Origin of the sequence: Campylobacter sp. CFSAN093229 (assembly GCF_011068225.1) — a bacterium.
Classification (GTDB): Bacteria; Campylobacterota; Campylobacteria; order Campylobacterales; family Campylobacteraceae; genus Campylobacter_D; species Campylobacter_D jejuni.
In genome coordinates this window covers 1-21,396 of the sequence record NZ_JAAMXB010000018.1, presented here as the reverse complement: position 1 = coordinate 21,396, position 21,396 = coordinate 1, and the positions used below count along the sequence as shown (strand labels likewise).

The 21,396-nt window shown below is 30.0% G+C and carries 22 protein-coding genes and 1 pseudogene; 13 read left to right on the top strand and 10 right to left on the bottom strand.

Features of this window, described 5'->3' with window-relative positions; all coding sequences use genetic code 11:
* Positions 1-16: 16 nt before the first annotated feature.
* The 7 genes from FBE93_RS08165 to bamA are packed head-to-tail and all read right to left on the bottom strand — an operon-like array spanning position 17 to position 6,524.
* The gene (locus FBE93_RS08165; protein WP_165434357.1) at positions 17-934 is read right to left on the bottom strand and encodes a tRNA-dihydrouridine synthase; all 918 of its coding nucleotides are present in this window, start codon (positions 932-934) and stop codon (positions 17-19) included.
* Positions 931-1,917, bottom strand: coding sequence for a hypothetical protein (locus FBE93_RS08160; protein WP_002934277.1), 987 nt, complete (start codon positions 1,915-1,917; stop codon positions 931-933). The genes FBE93_RS08165 and FBE93_RS08160 overlap by 4 nt, the downstream gene beginning before the upstream one ends.
* Positions 1,907-2,269: a molecular chaperone DnaK suppressor DksA gene (gene dksA, locus FBE93_RS08155; protein WP_002851949.1), complete on the bottom strand. Its 363-nt coding sequence runs from the start codon at positions 2,267-2,269 to the stop codon at positions 1,907-1,909. The genes FBE93_RS08160 and dksA overlap by 11 nt, the downstream gene beginning before the upstream one ends.
* A gap of 11 nt (positions 2,270-2,280) precedes the next feature.
* Positions 2,281-2,730, bottom strand: coding sequence for a 23S rRNA (pseudouridine(1915)-N(3))-methyltransferase RlmH (locus FBE93_RS08150; protein WP_002867813.1), 450 nt, complete (start codon positions 2,728-2,730; stop codon positions 2,281-2,283).
* Between the two features lies 1 nt (position 2,731).
* On the bottom strand, positions 2,732-3,574 hold the full coding sequence (gene accD / locus FBE93_RS08145) for an acetyl-CoA carboxylase, carboxyltransferase subunit beta (protein WP_165434356.1): 843 nt from the start codon (positions 3,572-3,574) through the stop codon (positions 2,732-2,734).
* Positions 3,575-3,582: 8 nt separating this feature from the next.
* Positions 3,583-4,305, bottom strand: coding sequence for an inositol monophosphatase family protein (locus tag FBE93_RS08140; protein ID WP_002921974.1), 723 nt, complete (start codon positions 4,303-4,305; stop codon positions 3,583-3,585).
* Positions 4,305-6,524, bottom strand: coding sequence for an outer membrane protein assembly factor BamA (bamA, locus tag FBE93_RS08135; RefSeq protein ID WP_165434355.1), 2,220 nt, complete (start codon positions 6,522-6,524; stop codon positions 4,305-4,307). The genes FBE93_RS08140 and bamA overlap by 1 nt, the downstream gene beginning before the upstream one ends.
* Positions 6,525-6,600: 76 nt before the next feature.
* Between bamA and FBE93_RS08130 the strand changes: the two genes are divergently transcribed.
* The 12 genes and pseudogenes from FBE93_RS08130 to FBE93_RS08080 all read left to right on the top strand — a co-directional run bounded on the left by FBE93_RS08130 (position 6,601) and on the right by FBE93_RS08080 (position 17,735).
* Entirely contained in the window at positions 6,601-7,428 is an 828-nt protein-coding gene (locus tag FBE93_RS08130; protein ID WP_002860956.1) for a prephenate dehydrogenase, read from the top strand.
* A gap of 79 nt (positions 7,429-7,507) precedes the next feature.
* Positions 7,508-8,881: a M23 family metallopeptidase gene (locus tag FBE93_RS08125; protein WP_002934279.1), complete on the top strand. Its 1,374-nt coding sequence runs from the start codon at positions 7,508-7,510 to the stop codon at positions 8,879-8,881.
* Positions 8,881-9,765: a UDP-3-O-acyl-N-acetylglucosamine deacetylase gene (gene lpxC / locus FBE93_RS08120; protein WP_002877219.1), complete on the top strand. Its 885-nt coding sequence runs from the start codon at positions 8,881-8,883 to the stop codon at positions 9,763-9,765. Before FBE93_RS08125 ends, lpxC begins: the two co-directional genes overlap by 1 nt.
* Before the next feature lie 38 nt (positions 9,766-9,803).
* Positions 9,804-10,205 carry a tRNA (adenosine(37)-N6)-threonylcarbamoyltransferase complex dimerization subunit type 1 TsaB gene (locus tag FBE93_RS08115; RefSeq protein WP_002851789.1) on the top strand — a complete coding sequence of 134 codons (402 nt, stop codon included), beginning with the start codon at positions 9,804-9,806 and terminating at the stop codon, positions 10,203-10,205.
* 8 nt (positions 10,206-10,213) lie between these two features.
* Positions 10,214-11,092: a homoserine kinase gene (gene thrB / locus FBE93_RS08110; protein ID WP_002857455.1), complete on the top strand. Its 879-nt coding sequence runs from the start codon at positions 10,214-10,216 to the stop codon at positions 11,090-11,092.
* A 24-nt stretch (positions 11,093-11,116) separates the two neighbouring features.
* On the top strand, positions 11,117-11,374 hold the full coding sequence (locus tag FBE93_RS08105) for a YlxR family protein (protein ID WP_002870410.1): 258 nt from the start codon (positions 11,117-11,119) through the stop codon (positions 11,372-11,374).
* On the top strand, positions 11,361-13,976 hold the full coding sequence (gene infB, locus FBE93_RS08100; protein WP_059110872.1) for a translation initiation factor IF-2: 2,616 nt from the start codon (positions 11,361-11,363) through the stop codon (positions 13,974-13,976). Before FBE93_RS08105 ends, infB begins: the two co-directional genes overlap by 14 nt.
* A complete protein-coding gene (gene rbfA / locus FBE93_RS08095) occupies positions 13,973-14,335 on the top strand; it encodes a 30S ribosome-binding factor RbfA (protein WP_002934292.1) in 363 nt (120 codons plus the stop codon). The genes infB and rbfA overlap by 4 nt, the downstream gene beginning before the upstream one ends.
* A complete protein-coding gene (gene rimP, locus FBE93_RS08090; RefSeq protein WP_002934293.1) occupies positions 14,325-14,747 on the top strand; it encodes a ribosome maturation factor RimP in 423 nt (140 codons plus the stop codon). The genes rbfA and rimP overlap by 11 nt, the downstream gene beginning before the upstream one ends.
* 56 nt (positions 14,748-14,803) lie before the next feature.
* Positions 14,804-15,121 (top strand): restriction endonuclease, encoded by a 318-nt coding sequence (locus FBE93_RS08540; protein ID WP_242631510.1) that lies wholly within the window; start codon positions 14,804-14,806, stop codon positions 15,119-15,121.
* Positions 15,122-15,138: 17 nt separating this feature from the next.
* Positions 15,139-16,398, top strand: a pseudogene (locus FBE93_RS08085) (AAA family ATPase); the annotation flags it as partial.
* Positions 16,398-17,735, top strand: coding sequence for an McrC family protein (locus FBE93_RS08080; protein ID WP_002934299.1), 1,338 nt, complete (start codon positions 16,398-16,400; stop codon positions 17,733-17,735). The pseudogene FBE93_RS08085 and the gene FBE93_RS08080, both read left to right, overlap by 1 nt.
* Here the strand turns inward: FBE93_RS08080 and FBE93_RS08075 are convergent.
* From FBE93_RS08075 to FBE93_RS08065, 3 genes are read right to left on the bottom strand one after another with little or no spacing between them, the layout of a single operon-like run.
* Entirely contained in the window at positions 17,724-18,527 is an 804-nt protein-coding gene (locus FBE93_RS08075) for a metal ABC transporter permease (protein WP_002934300.1), read from the bottom strand. The genes FBE93_RS08080 and FBE93_RS08075 overlap by 12 nt on opposite strands.
* A complete protein-coding gene (locus FBE93_RS08070; protein ID WP_002865867.1) occupies positions 18,520-19,374 on the bottom strand; it encodes a metal ABC transporter ATP-binding protein in 855 nt (284 codons plus the stop codon). Before FBE93_RS08070 ends, FBE93_RS08075 begins: the two co-directional genes overlap by 8 nt.
* 12 nt (positions 19,375-19,386) lie before the next feature.
* Positions 19,387-20,277: a zinc ABC transporter substrate-binding protein gene (locus FBE93_RS08065; RefSeq protein ID WP_002868389.1), complete on the bottom strand. Its 891-nt coding sequence runs from the start codon at positions 20,275-20,277 to the stop codon at positions 19,387-19,389.
* Positions 20,278-20,475: 198 nt separating this feature from the next.
* Here FBE93_RS08065 and FBE93_RS08060 point away from each other — a divergent pair.
* Positions 20,476-21,396, top strand: a 921-nt coding sequence (locus tag FBE93_RS08060) for a cache domain-containing protein (RefSeq protein ID WP_207307220.1), incomplete at its 3' end; no start/stop codon positions are given.

Sequence of the window (21,396 nt, the reverse complement as noted above, 5' to 3'; positions counted from 1 at the left end):
TAGGACAAACTAGGGTTTAGAAAAAACTTTCGATTTTTTCTTGCATTATCTTAGCATCATTGATACGATTGACTTCATCTCTAAAGGCTGAAGCGTCTTTATGCCCTTTAGAATACTCGTGTAAATGCTTGCGAAATATACTTACGCCTTGATCTTTGTAGTGTTTTATCATTTCATCAAAATGAGTGAGTATGATTTCTTTTTTGAGTTTTTCATCTACATTTTTACCACTTTTGATTTCATAAAATATCCAAGGATTTCCAACGCTTGCACGCCCTATCATGAGTCCATCGCATTTTGTGATTTTATAAACTTCTTTAGCATTTTGTGCGTTAATATCACCATTTGCAATCACAGGAATACTAACGCTTGCTTTAGCACTGGCAATGGATTCATAATCGGCTTTTCCGCTATAAAGCTGTTTTCTTGTGCGTCCATGAATACTTACAAAATCCACCCCCAAGCTTTCGCAAATTTTAGCCATTTTTTCAGGATATTTTTCATTAAATCCTAGTCGAAATTTCACACTTGTAAGGCTTTTTTTATTGTTTTCTTTAATCACTCCTACAAGATTTTTAAAAAGCTCTAAATTTTCTAGCAAAGCACTGCCAGCACATTGTTTAACAACTTTATTTACAGGGCAACCGCAATTAAAATCGATCCCATCTACAAAATCCATTTCATTTAGTATTTGCACTGCTTTTTTTAACACTTCTTTATCTCCACCTGCAATTTGGACTATATAGGGATTTTCTAATTCAGCTCTTTCTAGCATATGTAGAGTTTTAGAACTTTCATAAACTAAGGCATTAGAACTTATCATTTCACTTATGGTAATATCAGCACCAAATTTTTTTACTACATTACGAAAAGGCAGATCTGAAAAACCTGCCATAGGGGCTAAAAATAAAGGTTTTTTGCTAAAATCTATCATTGTATGAGTTGGTTTAGATCGATTTTGATATTTTTTTCACGCAAGAGTAAAAAGGCTTTAAAATCATTAAATTTCTTATCATCATTGTAAATTTGTTCTCTTAACTCATCTAAAAGTCCAAATTCAGCTAAAAGATATAAATGTGCTCTTAAAGCTTCGCTTTTTTCATTTTTAATTTTGTTAAAAATTCCTAAAATAGCATCAGGATTTAAAAGTTTGGTACTTAGTTTTGCTGCGTTAAGATAGTCTTTTTCGCTTAGTGTATTGTGTGAAAGTAAAACTTCATATTCTGCTACACTAAGTTCTAAATTTCCTTCCTTAAAACGCTTGATAAGTGTGAGAACTTCAGAAGGCTTTTTAGGGATTTTTATATTTTTAATTTGCTCATAACTAGCTTTTTCTATAAGAGTGTTAAAAGCAATTTCTTCAAATTCATCTTTGATTTCATTAAGGTTTTTAAGTTTGCTATAGGCATAATTTGCATCGTTTTTGAGATGATTTTTTTCATTTTGCAGATATAAAACATTGTTATTTTCGAGTTTAAATTTGCTAAGGTTAAAAAATTCGTTTTTATTTAAACCATCAATAAGATCTAAAATTTCATTGATTTTATTTGAGTGTGGAATTTTTTCATGTGTTTTTATGGTTTTAAAAAGTTGTGCTACAGCTCTAAATTCTTTTGTTTGAAAAGTGGTTTTAAGATCTTTTTCAAGGAGTAAATCTTGAGTATAAGATTCAAATTTAGCTGCATCTTTAAAAAAATGCTTAAATTTTAAATAACGCAAAAATCCATAAAATGCTATGTGTAAAACGGCTAAAATCATATAAATAAATAAAGGAATAACAAGCCATATCATAATAGGTAGTTCAAAGGTATAAGTGCTGATATTTAGAGTATAGCTTCCTAGTTCTAGATGCCAAGCAAAGGCAAAAATAAGTGCTATATAAATAAAACTTGCAAGTAAGAAGAGTTTAATTTTCATGTTTTTTTCCTTGTTCTGCAATTTGACGGCAAGTGATACAATATCTTGCGTGAGGTTTGACTTTTAGTCTTTGAGAGTCGATTTCATCATCGCAAGATTCGCAAATTCCATAAGTGCCGTTTTTGATTTTATCTAAAGAATCTTCGATTTCTATAAGTTCTTCTTTGAGATTGGTACTGATAGCAAAGTCAATTTGAGAGCCTGTTTCTATGACAGAAAAATCTACACTATCGCTTGGGACGCTATTGTGAAGAGCTTCGATTTCATTTGAATTGCTTTGCAAATTTTCTAAGATGGCTTTTTTTCTTTCTTCTAAAATATTTTTGAAATTTTGTATTTCATTTTTTTTCATTTTAAAACTTTCTATTTGTGATAAGGGTGATTGTTGTTGATGCAAAATGCACGATAAATTTGTTCTAAAAGTAAGGTTTTAACAAATTGATGTGCTAAAGTAAGTTTGCTTAATGATAGTCTAAAATCTAAACTTTGATTAAATTCTTCTCTTAAACCATAAGCACCGCCTATAAAAAAACTTAATTCATTTTTATCTTGGATGAGTTTTGCAAATTCTATACTTGTAAGTTCTTTTCCTCTTTCATCAAGAGCGATACAATAGCCTTTTTTATAAGGCATAAAAGCTTCTTCATAGCTTTTTTTTGCTTCTATGGCATTTAAATTTTGAGCTAAGGCTATTTTTTTATTAAAAACATTTATTTCTTTTAAAGTGGCGTATTTGGAGATGAGTTTAGAGTATTTTTCACTCCAAGTTTTAAATTCATCACTTTTTTGAATACAAAAGATATTAACTTGCAAATTATTTTCCACTAAAAAATTTTAGTACATCGCTAAGATATTGTTTTTGTTCTCCTCTTTCAACTATGGCATCTATAAGTCCATGTTCTAACAAGAACTCTGCTTTTTGAAAACCTTCAGGCAAATCTGCCCCTATGGTTTGTTTGATAACTCTTGTACCAGCAAAACCTACTAAAGCTTCAGGTTCAGCGATGATTAAATCTCCAAGCCAAGCAAAAGAAGCACTTACCCCACCCATAGTAGGATCAGTTAAAATGCTAATATAAGGAAGTTTTTCTTTGCTAAGAAGTTTAAGTGCGGCACTAGTTTTGCTCATTTGCATTAAAGAATAAGTACTTTCTTGCATTCTAGCTCCACCACTTGCACTTACGATGACAAGAGGGGTTTTACTTGTGATGGCTCTTTGTATAGCTCTAACGATTTTTTCTCCTTCAACAGAACCTAAAGATCCGCCCATAAAAGAAAAATCAAATACAACAAGTTGGGTTTTTAAACCATTGATTTCACATTCTCCACTGATGACAGAACTTTTTCTACCTGTTTTACTTTCACCTTCGCTAAGGCGTTTTTTATAGGATTTGCTATCAACAAATTTTAAAGGATCTATAGCTTCTAAATTTGCATCATACTCAATAAAACTGCCTTCATCACTTAAAAGTTTAATACGTTCATCGGCTGAAATTCTCATGTGATAATTACATTTAGGACAAACATTAAAACAAGATTCTATTTCTTTATAATACATCAAAGCATGACAACTTTGGCATTTTACCCAGTGATTTGGAGCTTCTTTAATACTAGGTTGTTGTCTTCTTATTTTTGAAAAAATATCTGCAAAATTCATATATTCACCTAATTATTTTTTAAAAATTCCAAGATTATATCAAAAATTTTCTTGTCTTGGCTTAGGAGAAGGAAATTTTCATTTTTTTCTATATATAAATTTTGATGAATTGTTAAAGCAGCTACTGTATCAAAAATTCGTGTTTTTCCAAGAATTAATACAAAACTAAAATACGAAGCATAAGCGAGACTTAAGGCTGTTGCACCCAAAGAGCGAAATTTTAATTGATTTTTTGTTAAAAAATCGAGAAGTTCTGGATAAAGTGAAATTTTTTCAACTATACCTATTTTAGAAAATAGATTAGGTGTTAAGGGTGAGTATTTTGGATCGGAAAGATTGGATTTAAAAGCTTGATTGTTATTAAAAGCAAAAATTTCTTGACTGACAAGATTGCAAACAAAAGCGCTTTTTGCCTGATCTTTTTCCATAAGAGCTATAGAAGTTCCATAAAATGGTATTTTAGAAACAAAATTTGAACTTCCATCCAAAGGATCAAGAATCATTTGTTTTGGGCTAGCTTTTCCGATCAATCCGCTTTCTTCAGAAAAAATTTGTCCAAAACAACTAAGATATTTTATGAAAATTTGTTCACATTTTAAGTCAAGCTCATAGCCTTGATTTTTATCATAGCCTAATTTAGAGCAAAGTTTAAGATCATTTTGTGGGATATTATTTAGATACTTGCGTATTTGCAAATTTGCATTCAAGCAAGCATCTAAAAATTCTTTCATTAAAAGCGTGTTCCAAGATTAAATTCAAAACTATTAGTATCATCACCTTTTTTATCATTAAGAGGTTTGGCAAATACAAGCTGTAAAGGCCCAATTGGTGTAATCCATTCAATGCCTATACCTGTACTCATTCTTTTTATTTCATCTAAATTTTTACGTCCTATCATACCATAATCAAAAAACACGCTACCACGAAGTTTGATTCTATCAATCAAAGGAAAACTAAGTTCTACAGAATTGGCAAAAGCTATGGTTCCACCTACTTCATCTCCCCATTGGTTTTTAGGACTTACTGTTCTGCTTTCAAAACCGCGTATCGATCTAATACCACCTAAATAAATTCTTTGGTTAATTGGTAAATAGCCTTCATCCCATACTTTATAAAAACTCGCTTTATAGCGATAAATAAGATCATATCCTATATAGTCTTGTAAACCTTGATAAAAGTTAAATTTAGAGCTTGATGAAATAAATTCTTGATCTCCGCCAAGTCCAGCGTATTCTAAACTAGTTGAAGCAATGATACCTGATCGTGGCAGATAATAATCATCTGTATTGTTAAAGGTGATTGCTGGAGTTATAGAGCTTTTAATACTTTTGCCAAGTTCATATCCTGTTCTTAAAAGAGTTGGACTTAAGTGATATATATCGCTTTGTTCAAGATTATAAGTTAAGCTTACATTATAGTATCTTGCAAATTGGCGTCCAACTGTTATATCAAAGCCGTAATTTTTTTCTGAATAATTATCCCATTCATAGTCATTTGAATAAAGTGTTCCACCCAGACTATATTGACTATCAAGAACGCGTGGATTTATGAGACTAATCCTTCCTGATAAGGTATCATCGTTTTTATCTACGCTTACAGAACTTTTTATTCCTGAACCAAAGATATTTGTATCTGATAAAGAAGCGTTAAGCAAAATACCATCGCTTGATCCATAGCCAATGCCTCCAGAAATAGCTCCTGTAGAAGCTTCTTTAACATCAACAATCAAATCAATATGTGTATCATCAACTTTTTCTTCTTTGATATTTACATCGTCAAAATAAGAAGTTCTTTTTAAAGCATTTTTTGACTCGCTTAAGTCTGTTCTATTATATAAATTACCTTCTGTTATATATAATTCTCGGCGTATGACGCGATCTACAGTACGTGAATTTCCTGAAATAATAACATTTCTTATATAAACTTTATCGTGAGGGATTACTTTAAATACAACGGTGGCTTCTTGAGTTTGATCATTTTTTTGAATATCAGGATAGACTTCTACAAACGCATAACCCAAATCAGCACTTTGTGTTTCTATGGTTTTAACATCTTTTCTAATGTCTTCAATATTGATAGTTTTGCCAGCGCTTGATCTTAAATCTTTTACGGTTTGTGCATTTTGTTTATCATCAAATAAAGGATTTTCTATGCTTATACTTTTAATTTTATAAGGCTTTCCTTCTTTGATAAAATAAGTCAAATTTGCTTGATAAGTATCTGTGTAGGTTTTAAGATAAGGCGAGGATACTTGAACATCTAAATATCCTTTTTTCATATATTCATCAGCAATTCTTGAACTATCGTTACTAAGTTCAAAAACTTTTAATTTTCCATCATTGCGTCCCCACATCCATCCCATAAATTCTTTTTCTTTGTTAACAACAGCAGGTTCTATATCAGAATATGAAAATTTCTTGGCTCCACTTAAATGAACATTATCAATAATGATATTTTCGCCACGATTTACTATAAATTCAAGCTCTAGTCCATCGGTATTTTCTAAAGTCTTTTTTTTGTATTCTACAATAGTATCAAAATAACTTTTTGCTTCATAATAAGCTTTAATGCGTTCAATAGCTTCTTTTATACTTCCTTCATCAAGTAGTGTGCCTCTTTTAATCCCTAAAATACTTTCAACTTGTTTTCTATCATTTGAAGCTATACCTGTGATAGTAACCTTTGCTATAGTTGGTTTTTCGGTAACTATAATTTCCAAAATTCCATTGTTGTTTTCTACTGCAATATTTTCGAAATAATTTTGTTTATAAAGATTAAGAATAGCAGTGTTGATTTTTGCAGGATTTATTTCCTCGCCTATTTTAAGCCCCGTGATATTTATAGCGCTTGTGTTCGATAAATGATTTAATCCGATAAATTTAATATCTTTAATGGTTGCTGCATTGGCTATAGCAACTAAAGCACAAATACTAATAAGATGTTTTTTCATTGATTTTTTACCTAAAGCTTTATTAAAAGCTGTATAATAGCAAAAAAAATTTAACAAAAAAACTAAGGTAGAAAGTATGAAAATAGCAATTATAGGGCTTGGGCTTATGGGTGGATCTTTAGGGCTTTGTTTGAAAGAAAATAAGCTTATTTCTTGTGTTTATGGTATGGATTTAAGTAAAGAAAATGAAAAAGATGCCCTGCGATTAGGTCTTATTCATGAGCTTATAGAATTTAAAGATTTAGCTTTATGTGATATGATTTTTGTCGCAACTCCTGTTAATGCTATTATAGAAATTTTACAAAAGTTAGTTGATTTGCCTTCTAATGTAACAATTATAGAGCTTGGAAGTACAAAAAGAAAAATTATAGAAAGTTTGCCTAAGAATTTAATCAAACAAACTCTTTTTGCTCATCCTATGACAGGAACTGAAAATTCAGGTCCAAAAGCGGCTTTTAAAGAGCTTTATAAAGATGCAGTTTGTGTTCTTTGCGATAGTGAAATAGCTGATGATTTGCATCAAAAAAGAGCAGTAGAAATTTTTTCTCATTTAGGGATGAAAATTGTTTTTATGGATAGTAAAGCCCATGATCATCATGCTGCTATTATTTCTCATTTGCCTCATGTTATAAGTTTTTCTTTGGCAAATTTTGTAATGAAAGAAGAGGATAAAAGAAATATTGTTCATTTAGCTGGAGGATCTTTTAAAGGTATGAGCAGAATTGCCAAATCATCGCCACAAATGTGGGAAAGTATTTTTTTACAAAATAAAGATAACTTATTAAGTTCTATTGATTTTTTTCAACAAGAATTAGAGAGATGTAAACAAATGATACAATTAGACAAAAATGATGAATTAAGAGAATGGATGAAACAGGCTAATACTCTAAGAGAAATTTTATAAATTTGCTAGATATTTACTGAAAATATAATAGAATTTATACTAAAAACAACAAAAACATTGAAAATTTTTAAGGAAGGTTATGGTAAAAAGAAAAGGCAAAACTTATTTATCTGTTTTAATTTTAGTTTTAGTAGCAATTTTGATTTTTTTTATTTCAAGATTAAGTATTTTTGAAAAAAATCCTCCTCAAATTTTAATGCCAGATGTTGTATATACTGATCTTAAAAAACCTATTTTAGTGCATGTTAAAGATGATGAAAGTTCTATCAAAAATGTACAAATTATATTGCATAAAGACGACAATACTAGTGCAATGGTTATAGCAGATGAAAAGATTTCTAATTTAAAAGATATTACCTTACAAGTTGCTTTGCCAAAATTTGGTTACAAAGAAAATGTAAAATCTTTTGTTTTGGAGGTGATAGCTAAAGATTCTAGTTTTTGGAATTTTTTTAGTGGCAATGAAGCAAGAAAACAAATTGCGGTATTAGTAGATAATACGGCTCCAAAAATCAATATCATAAGCAATTCTTACCAAATCGAGCAAGGTGGTGCTGGGGCAGTTGTTTTTAAGGCCGATGATGCTAATTTAGATAAGGTGTATATAGAAACAAATAAAGGTAAAATCTTTAAAGTCACACCTTATGTAAAAGAAGGGTATTATGCGGCTTTGATTGCTTGGGATGCAAGAGATGAGGAATTTCGCGCATTTGTTATCGCTACGGATAAAGCGGGAAATATTTCAAAAGAACGTATAAGGTATTATTTTGTTAATCGTAAATATCGTGTTTCAAATATTAATCTAACGGATAAATTTTTAGATGGAAAGATTGAGAATTTAGCAAATCAATACGCTCCAAAAGATAATAATCTCAATCGTTATGAAAAATTTAAGTTTGTCAATGAAACTTTAAGAAATAGCAATGAAGAACTTATCCATGAAATCACTTCAAAAGTACCTGAGGAAAAAATTGATAATTTTGATTTGAATTTATTTTTACCTCTTAAAAATGGTATGAAAGTAGCGGATTTTGCTGATCATAGGTATTATTCTTATAATGGGCAATTTGTGAGTGATTCTTATCATATGGGGCTTGATCTAGCAAGCGTAGCACAAGCTCCTATCATAAGTAATAACGCAGGCAAGGTTGTTTTTGCTGCTGAAAATGGAATTTATGGTCTAAATTTAATTGTTTATCATGGTTTTGGAGTGTATAGTCTTTATGGGCACTGTTCTTCTAAAAATGTTGATTTAGATGAAATGATTAATAAACAAAGCATTATAGGCAAAACAGGAACAAGTGGTTTAGCCTTAGGTGATCATTTGCATTTTGGAGTTTTAGTTCAAGGAGTTGAAACGCGTCCTGAACAATGGCAAGATAAAAAATGGATAGAAAATAATATTTACAATGTTTTAAATGATGGTAAAAAGATAATTTTAGGAAAAAATTAATGAAACAATTAACTTTAGCAAAAACTGTCAAAGGCGTAGGTATAGGACTTCATAAGGGTGAACCCATAGAAATTACTTTAGAGCCTTTAGAAGCAAATAGTGGTATAGTATTTTTTAGAAGCGATCTTAATGCAAGCTATAAGGCAAGTCCTGAAAATGTGATCAATACTCAAATGGCAACTGTTTTAGGAGATGATCGTGGATTTATTTCTACAATAGAGCATTTAATGAGTGCGATTAATGCTTATGGAATCGATAATGTACGCATAGTTTTAAATGCAAATGAAGCTCCTGTTATGGATGGATCAAGTATTAGTTTTTGTATGATGCTTGATGAAGCAGGGGTAAAAGAACTTGATGCACCTAAAAAAATTATGGTAATTAAAAAGCCTATAGAAGTAAGAGATGGTAATAAATTTGTGCGTTTAACTCCTACTAAAGAACCCCGTATTAATTACACAATTAAATTTGACAATGCTGTTATAGGTGAACAAAGTTACAATTTTGAATTCAGCAAAAAAAATTATATAGAAAACATAGCAAGGGCTAGAACTTTTGGTTTTTTAAAAGATGTTCAAGCTCTTAGGAGTATGAATTTAGCACTAGGTGGAAGTTTAGAAAATACTATAGTGGTAGATGAAAATCGTATTTTAAATCCTGAGGGTTTGCGTTTCAAAGATGAGTTTGTAAGACATAAAATTTTAGATGCAATTGGAGATTTAACCTTACTTGGATATCGTGTTTTTGGGGATTATATTTCATATGCTGGGAGTCATCATTTAAATCATTTACTTACTAAAGAAGTTTTAAAAGATAAAGATGCTTATGAAATTGTAAGCCTTGAAAAAACAACCCAAAAAGCTTATGAAAAGGTATTTGCATAAAAACCTCTCTTTTGCTTAATGCTTTATCTAAGTCTTTAATGATCGGAATTTATCAAGATGATAAACTTATAAAAACTTATAAAAGTGAAGAAAAAGCAAGCGAATTTTTACCAAAAATTTTAGATGAATTGCTTAAAGAATATGATTTTACAAGTTTAATCTATGCTAATGGTCCAGGTTCTTATATGGGGATTAAAATTTCTTATGTAAGTTTGAGTACTTTAAGTATAGTAAAAAATATTCCTTTATTTGCGGTGAGTGCTTTTGAATTAAATGGCTATAAACCCATAAGTGCAAATAAAAATTTTTGTTTTGTATATAAGGAAGGTGAAATTTGTTTAGAGCAAAATATCCCAGCAGAGTTTTTTTTACCAAAAAATTTACAAGAGCTTAAACTAAATAATGATAATCTTCCCTTTTATTTTTTAGATGCAATTTAGGATGAAATTTGAAAATTTTAGTTCCCGCTACGAGTGCGAATTTAGGGCCAGGTTTTGATTGTTTAGGACTTAGTTTAAAGCTTTTTAATGAAACTCAAATCCAAAAATCAGGTGTTTTTAGCATTAGTATTGGAGGTGAGGGCAGTGATAATATTTTTCTTAAAAAAAACAATATATTTGTAAATATTTTTTATGAAATTTATGAAAAACTAAGCGGAAAAAAAGATAATTTTCGTTTTATTTTTCAAAATAACATTCCTCTTTCAAGAGGGTTAGGAAGCTCTTCAGCTGTGATTGTTGGAGCTATTGCCAGTGCTTATTATATGAGTGGATTTAAGGTAGAAAAAGAACGTATTTTAGATGAAGCTTTAATTTATGAAAACCATCCAGATAATATCGCTCCAGCTACTCTTGGTGGTTTTGTGTGTTCTTTGGTTGAAAAAAATAAAGTTTATAGCATCAAAAAAGAGATTGATAAAGATTTAGCTGCTGTGGTTGTGATCCCAAATTTGGCAATGAGCACGGAACAATCACGCCAAGCTTTGGCCAAAAATTTAAGTTTTAATGATGCGGTTTTCAATCTTTCTCATGCTTCATTTTTAACCGCTTGTTTTTTGGAGAAAAAATATGAATTTTTAAAATTTGCAAGTCAAGATAAGCTCCATGAAATCAATCGTATGAAAAACTTACCCGAGCTTTTTGAAGTGCAAAAATTTGCTTTAGAAAATAAAGCTTTAATGAGCACACTTTCAGGTTCGGGATCGAGCTTTTTTTCTTTAGCTTTCAAAGATGATGCTTTAGCTTTGGCAAAGAAAATGCAAACAAAATTTAAAGATTTTCGTGTGCAATATTTAGAATTTGATGATAATGGCTTTGAAATTTGCTAAAAAATATAAAAAAAAGATATAATTTTGAAAAAACATATACCAATTAGAATGTGCATAGTGTGTAAAAACCGCTTTGAGCAAAATATGTTATTTAGATTTAAAGTTGTTTTAGGAGATATTGTGCCTAAAGCAGAACATGGAAGAAGCGGATATTTATGTCAAAATTGTATTGAGAAAGAAGATAAAATCTTACAAAAAGCATTTTCTAAAATATGTAAAAATTTAAATACTAAAATTACTCAGCAAGGACTTAAGGAGATATTTTTAAATGGCAAAGATTAGAATTCATGAAATCGCAAAAGAATTAGGTTATGATAGCAAGGAAATTATTGAAAAGGCAAATGAATTAGGACTTGGAATTAAAACAGCATCAAATGCTGTAGAACCTGAGATTGCGGCAGCTATTTATGAGTATATACAAACAAGAGAAATTCCAGAAGCTTTTAAGAAAAATATCAAAACTCCTACGGCAAAAAAGCCTAAAAAAGAAAATATAAAAGAACAAGAAAAGCTAAATGAATCTGAAAAAAAAGAACCTAAAAAAGAAGAAAAGCTTAAACAAGAAGTTAAAAAAGAAGAATTAAAAGTTGAAAAAGAAAATGAAAAAGAGGAAGAAAAACAAGAAATTATTGATGCTCATAAGCCACAAAGCCTTGCTAGTGCAACTTTGGCCAAAAGACGCGGACTTGTCATTGTTAAAAAGAAAAAAGACGAAGAAGAAATTCAAGTTAAAAAAGAAGAAGTAAAAAATTCAAATGATATATCTATCAATAATGAAGAGCGCTTAAGTTTAAAAACTATGTTTTCAAATGCTGATGAGAGTTTAAAGAAAAAGAAAAAAGAAAAAAAATCTTTTGTTGCGAGTAAAAAAGAAAGTACCGAAAAAATGAATTTTTTAGATGAACATGATTTTGGTGATATTTCTTTAGATGATGAAGATGAGGTAGTGTTACCTGATTTTAGTGTAAAAGAACAAGAAAAACCACAAAATATCAATAAAAAACAACCTAATTTTATAAGACAAGCTGTTGGAAATTCTGCGGGTTTTGGGCTTGAAGGTGGAATTCAAAGAAGAAGTCGTAAAAAACCACCCAAAAAGATTGAAAAAAAGGAAGTAGAAGAAGTAAGTAGTGTTTCTATTTCTAAAGAAATTCGTGTGTATGAATTCGCAGATAAGATAGGAAAAAGCACTAGTGAAGTGATTTCAAAACTTTTCATGCTTGGAATGATGACAACAAAAAATGATTTCTTAGATGAAGATGCGATTGAAATTTTGGCTGCTGAATTTGGTATAGAGATCAATATCATTAACGAGGCTGATGAGTTTGATTATGTAAAAGACTATGAAGAAGAGACTGATGAAAAAGATTTAGTGACTAGAGCACCTGTGATTACCATCATGGGGCATGTTGATCATGGTAAAACTTCTTTGTTAGATTATATTAGAAAATCACGCGTTGCAAGTGGAGAAGCAGGGGGTATTACCCAACACGTGGGTGCTTATATGGTAGAAAAAAACGGGCGTAAAATTACTTTTATCGATACTCCAGGTCACGAAGCTTTTACTGCTATGCGTGCAAGGGGTGCAAGTATCACTGATATTGTAATCATCGTTGTAGCCGCAGATGATGGGGTAAAACCACAAACCAAAGAAGCGATAAATCATGCTAAAGCAGCAGGTGTGCCTATTATTATTGCTATTAACAAAATGGATAAAGAAGCAGCAAATCCCGATATGGTAAAAACTCAGCTCGCAGAAATGGAAATTATGCCAGTAGAATGGGGCGGATCTTATGAATTTGTAGGAGTTTCGGCTAAAACAGGAATGGGGATTGAAGATTTGCTTGAGATCGTGCTTTTACAAGCTGATATTTTAGAACTTAAAGCCAATCCAAAAAGTTTTGCTAAAGCAAGCATTATAGAAAGTTCTGTGCAAAAAGGGCGTGGTGCGGTAGCTACTATTATCGTGCAAAATGGAACACTTACTGTAGGAAGTACTGTGGTTGCAGGCGAGGCTTATGGAAAAGTGCGTGCGATGAGCGATGATCAAGGTAAAGCTTTAAAAGAAATCAAACCAGGTGAATGTGGGGTTATCGTAGGGCTTAGTGAGGTAGCAGATGCGGGGGAAATTTTAATTGCAGTAAAAACCGATAAAGAAGCAAGAGAATACGCCAATAAACGCCATGAATACAACCGCCAAAAAGAACTTAGCAAATCTACTAAAGTTAGCATTGATGAGCTTGGAGCTAAGATTAAAGAAGGTAATCTAAAAGCCTTACCTGTTATTTTAAAAGCTGATGTGCAAGGATCTTTAGAAGCTTTAAAAGCAAGTTTAGAAAAACTTAGAAATGATGAAATTAAAGTTAATATCATTCATAGCGGGGTAGGAGGGATCACACAAAGTGATATAGAGCTTGCAAGTGCGAGTGAAAACTCTATAGTGCTAGGTTTTAACATACGCCCAACAGGGGAAGTTAAAGAGCGTGCTAAGGATAAAGGCGTAGAAATTAAAACCTATAATGTGATTTATAATCTTTTAGACGATGTAAAAGCCTTACTTGGTGGTATGATGAGCCCGATTATTTCTGAAGAGCAATTAGGACAAGCAGAGATTAGACAAGTGATCAATGTACCAAAAATCGGACAAATCGCAGGTTGTATGGTAACTGAAGGGGTGATTAACCGTGGAGCCAAAATTCGCCTTATTCGTGATGGAGTTGTGGTTTATGAAGGCAATGTAAGTTCGCTTAAACGCTTTAAAGATGATGCTAAAGAAGTGGCAAAAGGCTATGAATGTGGCGTAGGTATAGAAGGGTGTGATGATATGAGAGTGGGTGATTATATAGAAAGCTATAAAGAAGTACAGGAACAAGCAAGTCTATGAATCCAAGCGAGATTAAAAAATTACGCACTGAAAGCATCTTAAAAGAATTGATTCCTGAAGCTTTGGCAAATTTAGATGATGAAAATTTGAAAAATCTTTGTGTGGTTGATGTGGAATGTAAAAAGGGTAGATACGATGCTTTTGTGTATCTTGATAAAATGTTTTTTAATATTCATGAGCAAGAAAAAATTCTATCCTCTTTAAAAAAGGCTAGCAGGGCTTTGCAAAATTATTGCATGAGCGAGCAGGGCTGGTATAGGTGTCCGAATTTTCACTTTAAATTTGATGATAGACTTGAGTATCAAAACCATATGGACGCACTTTTTGAGAAAATAAAAAAGGATAAAAATGAATCTTGAAGCCCTTTGCAAAGAAGCAGAACTTAGCTTTTATGATGATGAGCTAGTAAGTGAAAATGGCAGAAAAATTTATAGAATTTATGTGCAAAAAGAAGGCGGGGTAAATCTTGATGATTGTGCAAGGCTTAGTGAAATTTTATCGCCTATTTTTGATGTAGAACCACCTGTAAATGGGGAGTATTTTTTAGAAGTATCAAGCTGCGGACTTGAAAGAAAATTAAACAAATTAGATCATTTTGCAAAAAGTATAGGTGAACTTGCGAAGATCACAACCAATGAAAAAGAAAAATTCGAAGCAAAAATCATTGCTGTAGATGATGAAAATATCACTTTAGAAAATTTAGAAAATAAAGAAAAAACTACTATAAATTTTAATGATATAAAAAAAGCTAGAACCTTCATACAATGGTAAAAATTTAGATTTTTATTTATATAATTAAAATAAAAACAAAAATCAAAAGGCATGCAATGCTAGAAAATAAATGTTATTGGAAAATAAGTAAGACAGATCAAAATGGTAATGTGTATTATTATTTTCCAAAAGATAAAGATGAATTTAAAGAAGCGGTTGTAAAAAATGGCGGTATGAGTGTGTATGTTTATCAAGAAGGTAAATTGATAGATGAATTTCACACAAAAAGTCAAGGTGATAAATGGACTTCTTCTATTCTTAATTATTTAAAAACCATGAGTAAAGATGGAGAAATATTTTATAGATATTATAAAAATTGCAAATTTTTCGCTATACCAAAAATACATTTTCTAAAAATGATTTTAAAATTATAAAGGATAATATAAATAATAATATACCCTTAAATCAAATTCTTTATGGGTCTCCAGGGACAGGAAAAACTTATCATACTATAGATAAAGCTTTGGAAATTTTGGGCGAAAATTTAGAAAGTAGAGATGAGAAAAAAGCAAAATTTGATGAGTATGTAAGAAAGGGACAAATAGTATTTACTACTTTTCATCAAAGCTATGGATATGAAGAATTTGTAGAAGGTATAAAGCCTCGCATAGATAGCAAAGAAAATTCTCAAGAAATAGAATATGAAATAAAAGATGGAATTTTTAAAGATTTTTGTGATAGAGCAAATAAAAAAAATGATATTCAAGAAATTCAAAATTCTTTTTGGAAAGATTGTGAGTCATCGTCGATAAATTTCAATGGTTATAAATTTGAATACTATAAGGAAGGTGGTAAAGAGGGTTTAAAACATGAAGATGAGAAATTAATTTTTCTTCAAACTTTTAATGATTTGATTAATGAAGTTGGTTTTTCATATTCATATTATTTTGCAAATAAAAACAATATAATAATAAATAAACTTCGAGGAACACTCAATAATGAAGAAACTATCAATACTTATAAAAAGCATTATGAAGCTATTTTAGATTATTTCTATGAAGAATATTTACCAAAATTATCTAATTTTATAATCATCATCGATGAAATCAATCGTAGTAATGTGAGTAAGATTTTTGGTGAGCTTATAACCTTGATAGAGCCTAGCAAAAGGATAGGTGAAAAAGAAGAGTTAAGAGTAATTTTGCCTTATAGTAAAAAAGAATTTGGAGTGCCTAAGAATGTTTATATCATAGGTACTATGAATACAGCTGATAGAAGCATTACTTCACTTGATACAGCTTTGCGAAGACGTTTTGAATTTGTTGAGATGATGCCTGATGTGAGCAAATTATCTATGGATTGCGAAGGTGTTAATTTACAAGAATTATTAAAAGCTATAAATACGCGTATAGAATATTTATTAGATAGAGAAAAAACCATAGGACACGCACTTTTTATAGGTGTTAAAAATTTGAATGATTTAAAAAGTATTTTTCAAAACAAAATTATCCCGCTTTTGCAAGAGTATTTTTACAATGACTATGCTTTGATTGATGCGGTTTTAAATAAAAATGGTATGTTGGAAATTAGTGTTGAAAATAAAGATTATTTAAAAAATATGACAGAATTTATAGAAAGCGATAAGATTGTTTATAAATTTAGTGATAGTAATAATTGGAATAAAGATACTTTTATAAAAATATATAAATAATGAAAACAAGTAATACTTTTTCTATCATCGAACACCAAGCTTTTTCTAAAGAAGATTTAAAAGAAATTTTCAAAGAAAAGGCCGAAGGGTTTTATAAAGAGCTAGAAGACTTTGCAAAAAATAATGAAAATCTTCTAGGCTTTAAAAACAAAAATTCCTTAAAAGCTAAAAATTATGTCGGCATTATACAGACTAAAAGCGGGGTTTTGGAGATTTTGCCAAAATGCACGAATTTAGATAGTTATAAAAAAGAAGATAGTTCTTCAAATCACGATAAAGAAAAACTAAGAAGATGTTATGAATTAGACAATATTTCTAAAAATAATGATTTTTATGAAAAAGATTTTAAATTTAATCCTAAAAATCTTTTGATAAATATGCTAAAAACCTTAAAAAACTCCCCCTTTAAAAAATCGCAAATTTCATCTTTGCAAAGTTCTAAAATTCCTTTATTTGAAGTGTTTATCACTATGTTTTTAGATGAATTTGATAGCGTATATAAAAAAGGCTTGATGAGATCTTATCTAAGTTGCGAAGAAAATAGGGCTTTTTTAAAGGGAAAATTACTATTTAACGAGCATATCAAGCGAAATTTGATACACAAAGAAAGATTTTTTACAAGCAATGATGAATTTGTTTTAGATATAGCACCCAATCGTTTGATAAAATCAACGCTAAATTTTTTAAAATCAAAAACAAGTTTGAATAAATTTAGACTTATAAAATCTATGCAAATTCTCGATGAGGTAGAATTTTCTAAAAATTATGAAAAAGATTTTAGTTATAAAATTTCAAGACATTTTGATTATTATGAAAACTTGCTTTTGTGGTGTAAAATTTTCTTAAAAAATGAAAGTTTTATGCCTTATCATGGTAAAAATGAAGCTTTTGCTTTGCTTTTTCCTATGGAGAAAATTTTTGAAGATTATGTAGCTTATATGCTAAAAAAAGTAAATCCAGCTCAAGATATTAAAGTTCAAAACAATGGAAAGTATTTAATCTCAAAAAATGATGAAAATTGTTTCATGTTAAAGCCTGATTTATATATAGAAAATAAAATGATCCTAGATACCAAATGGAAAATTCCAAATGATAGTGAAGATGAGAAAAAACAGGGTATAGAACAAAGCGATTTGTATCAAATGTTTGCTTATGCTTGCAAATTTAAAATTTATGATATTAAACTTGTGTATCCTTTATGTGAAAAAACTCAAGATTTACAAAGAAAAATCGCAGAAAAATTTTTTGTTTTTAAGGCAAGCGAACATTTGTATTTTAAAGAACAAGGGCAAAAAGATATAAAAGTGCAAGTGTGTTTTGCACCTTTACCTTTTTAAAAATTTGCCTATCAAATGCATTAAAAAACCAAAACAAGCTACAGCTATGATACAAGCACCGCTTGAGAGGTTAAGATAATAGCTAAGTATAAGTCCTAAAACACAAAAAATCATACTTAAAAAACTTGCCAAAATCATGATAAAGCCAAGTCTTTTAGTAAAATTTTCAGCAATAAAGCTTGGGATACTAAGCAAAGCCATAACCAAAATAAGCCCTACAAGGCGTATAGAAATAACTATACAAAAAGCCATAAGGGCGATTAAAAGATAATGAAAAAAACTTGTATTGATACCACGAACTTTTGCAAATTCCGCATCAAAGCTTAATGCTTCAAATTGTCTATAAAATAAAAAGATCAAAAGCACCACCACGCTATCAACCAAAGCCATAAGCCATAAATCTTGCGTCCCTACAGCTAAAATGCTCCCAAAAAGATAAGCCATTAAATCTGTGTTATAACTAGGGCTTAAATCGATTAAAATAATCCCAACAGCCATTCCAAAAGCCCAGATTACAGCGATAATACTATCACTTCTGTGTTCATAGCGTTTAGCTAAAAAAGCTACTAAAAAAGCCAAAAATAAAGTAAATATTCCCGTGCTTAATAAAATAGGCAAAGAGAAATAAAAAGCTATACCTATACCACCAAAAGCCCCATGTGTTATACCTCCAGCCATAGAAAAAAGGCGATTTATCATCACCAAAGTACCTATGATCCCACAAGCTATACTGACTAAAATCGCTCCTAGTAAAGCGTTTTGAAAAAAGGTGAAATTTAAAATTTCAAGCATTATTTTCCTTTGAAAATTTTAAACAAAAATTTTCTTTTTTAAATTCTGTTTTTTTCAAATTTCTTCTTGTAAATTCTTGTTCGCATAGTTTTTTGCTATCGCAATTTTTTTCATCGCAAAAACAAGTATTTAAACTCATTTCTACATCACAAAAATGAGAGTGATTTTCGTATAAATGTTTTAAAAATGAACTTTTTTCTTTTTCTTTAGTGTTAGTATGCAAGAAAAGTTCTTTGTTTAAATGTGCAATTTTATCGCTATAAGCTAATACAAGGTTGATATCGTGACAAATGAGTAAAATTCCCATGCCTTTTTGGTGCAAAGAGCTTAGAAGTTCAAAAATTTGTATAGCAGACTTGTTATCAACGCTTGCGGTAGGTTCATCTAAAATAAGCATTTTGCATTCACTAGCTAAGGCTCTTGCGATAAAAACACGTTGCCTTTGTCCTCCACTTAGAGAATCAATGGTTTTGTTCCAAAATTTTTCCATTCCTACACTTTTTAAAGCTTGCATAGCTTTTTCTTTATCTTTTTTCCCATAAAAACCAAAAATTTTTTTACTTACAAGTCCCATAAGAACGATTTCAAGTACTCTTGGACAAAAATTAGGATTGGCTAGAGTGTGTTGAGGAACATAGCCTATTTCTTTTTTTTGAAGAGCTTTGAAATGGATTTCATTTTTGGATTTTAAAAGTCCTAAGATAAGTTTTACGAGTGTTGATTTTCCTGCGCCATTTGGACCTATGATAGAGAGAAAGTCTTTATTGTCATAGCTAAGATTGATGTTTTTTAAGATGATTTCATTATTATAAGCGTAGTTTAGATTAGAAATTTCAAAAAAAAGCATCAAAAAACCTGATTATAAATTATGAGAAAAGGCATCAGCAGTTTTTAAAAGCTCATTTTCCCAATCATAAGATAAATGATCTATTTTGTAAATTTTTGCATCACATTCTTTAGCAAGTGTTTTTGCTGCATTTTCAGGGAAACCATTTTGAACAAAAATGACTTTTAAATTTTTATTTTTCATTAGAGTGATAAGTTTTTGCAAATCTTTGCTTTTTGGTTCCTTGCCTAAAATTTCTACAGGAATTTGCGTAAGATTATAGCGTTTTGCAAAATATGTCCAAGAAGGATGATAAACTACAAATTCTCTATTTTTTAATTTTTCTAATTTTGAGGCAATTTGTAAATTTAAACTATCTAATTCTGCTAAAAATTTATCTAAATTTTCTTTATATAAATTTTCATTTTGTGGATATTTTTGAATTAAGGTGTCATAAATATTTAAAGCCATAGTTTGGACTAAAATAGGATCTAGCCAAGTATGAGGATCAAAATGCTCATGTTCGTGGTGTTCATGCTCATGAGAGTGTTCGTGTGTATCATGAGTTTGAATCAAAGCTATGTTTTTTTGCATATTTACAACTTGAAGTTTTGGAAAATTTTGTTTAAATTTATCCGTAAAAACTTTTTCAAATTCTAAGCCTATAGTGAAATAAATATCACTTTTTTCAAGTTTTTTCATAGTACTTGGTTTAAATTCAAAATTATGCTCATTGCTATTTGGGGGCAAAATAACATTGATATCTAGAGTATTTGCAGCTATTTTTTTAACAAAAAATGCTTGAGGTGCTATACTGACACTAACTAAATTGCTACTAGTATTTTGTTCTTGCTCTAAATTTTTAGCTTGTGTGAAAGTATAAAATATCCCTAAAGATAAGATAAATAATATAATTTTTTTCAAAATATTTCCTTTCGATATAAATTTTTAAATTATAACGATATTAAGCTTAATACATAGAATTTTCGAAGCGATATTTATTTAAATAAAATTTTTTATTACTTTTATATTTAAGTAAAAATCTAGATTTTTTAATTTATAATTCTAACAACTTTATGTAGATATCTCTATAAAATAATATTAGAAAGGAGCGCTTAAATTATGAAAAGCGTAAAATTGAAGGTTTCACTGATTGCAAATTTAATCGCAGTAGTGTGTTTGATAATTTTAGGTGTTGTAACATTTATATTTGTAAAGCAAGCAATTTTTCATGAAGTTGTGAATGCTGAAATAAATTATGTTAAAACGGCTAAAAATTCTATAGAGTCTTTTAAGGCAAGAAATTCTTTAGCTCTTGAAAGTTTAGCTAAAAGTATTTTAAAGCATCCTATAGAACAGTTAGATAGTCAAGATGCTTTAATGCATTATGTTGGAAAAGATTTAAAGAATTTTAGAGATGCTGGAAGATTCTTAGCAGTTTATATTGCTCAACCAAATGGCGAACTTGTTGTAAGCGATCCAGACTCTGATGCTAAAAATTTAGATTTTGGAACTTATGGAAAAGCTGATAATTATGATGCTAGAACAAGAGAGTATTATATAGAAGCAGTTAAAACAAATAAACTTTATATTACCCCATCTTATATTGATGTAACTACAAATTTACCTTGCTTTACATATTCTATTCCGCTTTATAAAGATGGTAAATTTATAGGGGTTTTGGCTGTAGATATTCTTGCGGCAGATTTGCAAGCTGAATTTGAAAATTTACCAGGTAGAACTTTTGTATTTGATGAAGAAAATAAAGTATTTGTTTCTACAGACAAAGCTCTTTTACAAAAAGTTTATGATATTAGTGCAATTGCAAATCTTGCTAAAACTAAAGAGGATCTTGAACCTTTTGAGTATACTAGACCAAAAGATGGTAATGAAAGATTTGCTGTATGTACAAAGGTTTCTGGAATTTATACTGCTTGCGTTGAAGAGCCAATAGAACAAATAGAAGCTCCAGTTTATAAAATTGCATTTATACAAACTGCGATTGTTATTTTTACAAGTATTATTAGCGTCATCCTCCTTTAT